Origin of the sequence: Wolbachia endosymbiont of Nomada ferruginata (assembly GCF_001675785.1) — a bacterium.
Taxonomy (GTDB): Bacteria; Pseudomonadota; Alphaproteobacteria; order Rickettsiales; family Anaplasmataceae; genus Wolbachia; species Wolbachia pipientis.
The window spans coordinates 1-2,581 of the sequence record NZ_LYUY01000132.1 but is presented as its reverse complement, the minus strand read 5'-3'; the positions used below and the strand labels follow the sequence as shown (position 1 = coordinate 2,581).

Here is a 2,581-nt window from a genome sequence, read left to right as displayed (position 1 = left end):
CATTTCTAATCCTCCAAAATTTTATTTTACCCGAAAAAACTCCTTTCTTTCTCTCCACTTTTTCTGGGTAAGGTCAGTTTATCTTGTCTACCTATTTTGCCACTCTGCTGAACAGATATACTCAACTAATGGTCAATACATCTTCTATTAAAAATTGTACAAATTTATTGCCATTCCAGTAATTCATAGAGATCTTACCCAAAATAGCTTTAACATTACCCTGCATGATAGCAGAGCCAAGATGAGTATTTGCAGAACGAAATGCAATAGCTCTTACCATAACATTATCATCAACAATAAAACATTTTATATGGTCAACTCCTATAACTTCAGGCTTTCTTATCTTTGCTCCTTGGATAATAAACCTTGGTTCAGGATTTCCAACTCCAAATGGTCCCAAGCGTTGCAATTGATTCCATAAAGACAAATTTATTGCTTTAGCAGTTACTATACTATCAGCTTTTAAAGTTTTCTCATTTATAGAGTTTGAAAATCTTTCAGTAAAAAAATCATGCAAATCATTTATTTTGTCTTCTTTAATTGAAAATCCTGCCGCCATACTATGGCCACCACCTTCAATAATCAAATTTATAAACTTTGCGGAAAGGACTGCAGCACCGATATCAACTCCAAAAATTGATCTACAGCTTGCTTTTCCTATTCCATTATTTAAAGATATCACTACTGTTGGCAAGTGAAACTGCTCCTTTAGCCTTGATGCAATTATACCAATTATTCCCTGGTGCCAATTGCCACTTATCATTATAAAATTCGCACCTGATTGGGCAGACTTTTCCGCTTGTGCTGTAGCTTCCAAGAGAGCCTCATTTTCTAACACTTTTCTTGCATTATTCAAATCTATTAATTTTAGCGCGATTGAATGTGCCTCTTCATCATCATCGGTGGAAAGCAACCTTGCACCAAGCGATGCTTCTCCAATTCTTCCTCCAGCATTTATGCATGGCCCAATACTAAACCCTAATCGAGAAACACTTGGTTTTTCAAGGATTCCCAAAACATCAAATAAAACACGCAAGCCAACGTTTTTTCTTGTTGACATAACTTTTAATCCTTGTGAGACAAGTGCTCTATTGAGGCCTGTGATCTGCATAACATCACAGACAGTTCCCAGGGCAACCAAATCCAGCAGATCAAATAAATCTGGTTCTTTTTTGTTGGTAAAAAATCCTTGCTCACGTAGGCTTTTATTAAGAGCAACAATTAGCAGAAATGAAACTCCAACTGCTGCTAGGTTATTATAAGGAGAGCTCTCATCAAGGCGGTTTGGATTCACAACTGCTACGACGCTTGGTAATTTTTCCGTACCAAGATGATGATCGACAACTATAATATCAAGACCAAAAGCCTTTGCATCTTCTATCGGTTGATATGCAAGCGTACCGCAATCAACGGAAATACATAAATCAATTCCATTCTTTTTAAGTTGTAATAAAGCATCTGTGTTTAATCCATAGCCCTCATCAACACGATCTGGAATGTAGATTATAGAGTGTATATCGATTGCTCTCAGGTACCTGTTAATCAATGCTGACGACGTTGCACCATCAACATCATAGTCACCAAATATTGCAAGGTTTTCATCATTTTTTATTGCCCGTATTATACGAGAAACAGCTTTATCCATATCAAGAAGGTGAAAGGGATCTGGTAATAGCGATCTGATTAGTGGATATAAGAAGTCGCTTGCATTTTCTATGTTAACACCACGAGTAACCAATATTCTTGCTAATATTTCTGGTAACTCAAATCTCTGTGTAAGAGTTAAGATTTGCCTTTGATCTGCTTCTTGCAACTTCCACAATGCATTTGTTATGCTGCGCTTTTCAATTTCAAGTAGCATATTCTTTCTTTGTAAATAAAACTACTTTACCAGAATTTTTAAGCTTGTTCTATAATTGTATTAGACTTCTGCATAACCTAAACTAAGTAGAAAAAAGGTATCATCTAAGTAGCTGACACTGGTCTCCATCCAAGAGGGCAGTAGCCCCTTCGGTGTCATTCCAGCGCGTGACCAGGTCTTTTTAGCTATCATAGGATGACAGAAGCAGACACTCCACTTTGTCGTTCCAGTGCCTCCTTTTTTTGTCATTCCAGTGCCTTGACTATTTGGATCCAGGAAAAAGAATGGTGTCATCCCAGTGCCCCTATGATGTCATCCAAGTAGCCTCCCTCTCCTGTCATCCCAGTGCTCCTTTTTTTGTCATCCCAGTGCTTGACACTGGGATCCAGGAATTTTATTAAGTTGGTAAGCATAAAAGTATTATGTAAAATACAACGTTCTTGATGGGATTGCGTGAAATGCTGGATCCCAGTGTCTGGGCACTGGGATGACAAAGGAGGACAGTGTCAGCTACTTGGATGACAAAAAAAGGAGCACTGGGATGACAGCAGTCCTACGTCATACCGCCGCGGTATCTCTAGATCCCGCTAACAAGCAGCGGGATGACGAGCTTATCGTCACGCCGCCACGAACCGTCATACCGCGATTCATTCGCGGTATCTCAGCCGCTAACAAGTAGCGGGATGACGGTTGTCAGGGTGTCATGAAAGTACCAGCCGC

General features: G+C 39.2%; 4 protein-coding genes. 1 reads left to right on the top strand and 3 read right to left on the bottom strand.

Annotated features, from left to right (window positions below; genetic code table 11):
* Positions 1–121: 121 nt before the first annotated feature.
* The 3 genes from recJ to BA053_RS06975 are packed head-to-tail and all read right to left on the bottom strand — an operon-like array spanning position 122 to position 2,355.
* Positions 122–1,861, bottom strand: a complete 1,740-nt coding sequence (gene recJ / locus BA053_RS05905; protein ID WP_065095138.1) for a single-stranded-DNA-specific exonuclease RecJ — start codon at positions 1,859–1,861, stop codon at positions 122–124.
* A gap of 60 nt (positions 1,862–1,921) precedes the next feature.
* Positions 1,922–2,155 carry a hypothetical protein gene (locus tag BA053_RS05900; RefSeq protein WP_010962507.1) on the bottom strand — a complete coding sequence of 78 codons (234 nt, stop codon included), beginning with the start codon at positions 2,153–2,155 and terminating at the stop codon, positions 1,922–1,924.
* Complete coding sequence (locus BA053_RS06975) at positions 2,152–2,355, bottom strand: hypothetical protein (RefSeq protein WP_082941427.1); 204 nt, start codon at positions 2,353–2,355, stop codon at positions 2,152–2,154. Before BA053_RS06975 ends, BA053_RS05900 begins: the two co-directional genes overlap by 4 nt.
* Between BA053_RS06975 and BA053_RS06970 the strand changes: the two genes are divergently transcribed.
* The gene (locus tag BA053_RS06970; protein ID WP_082942386.1) at positions 2,349–2,540 is read left to right on the top strand and encodes a hypothetical protein; all 192 of its coding nucleotides are present in this window, start codon (positions 2,349–2,351) and stop codon (positions 2,538–2,540) included. The two genes, BA053_RS06975 and BA053_RS06970, sit on opposite strands and share 7 nt — an antisense overlap.
* The last annotated feature ends 41 nt before the right edge of the window (positions 2,541–2,581 follow it).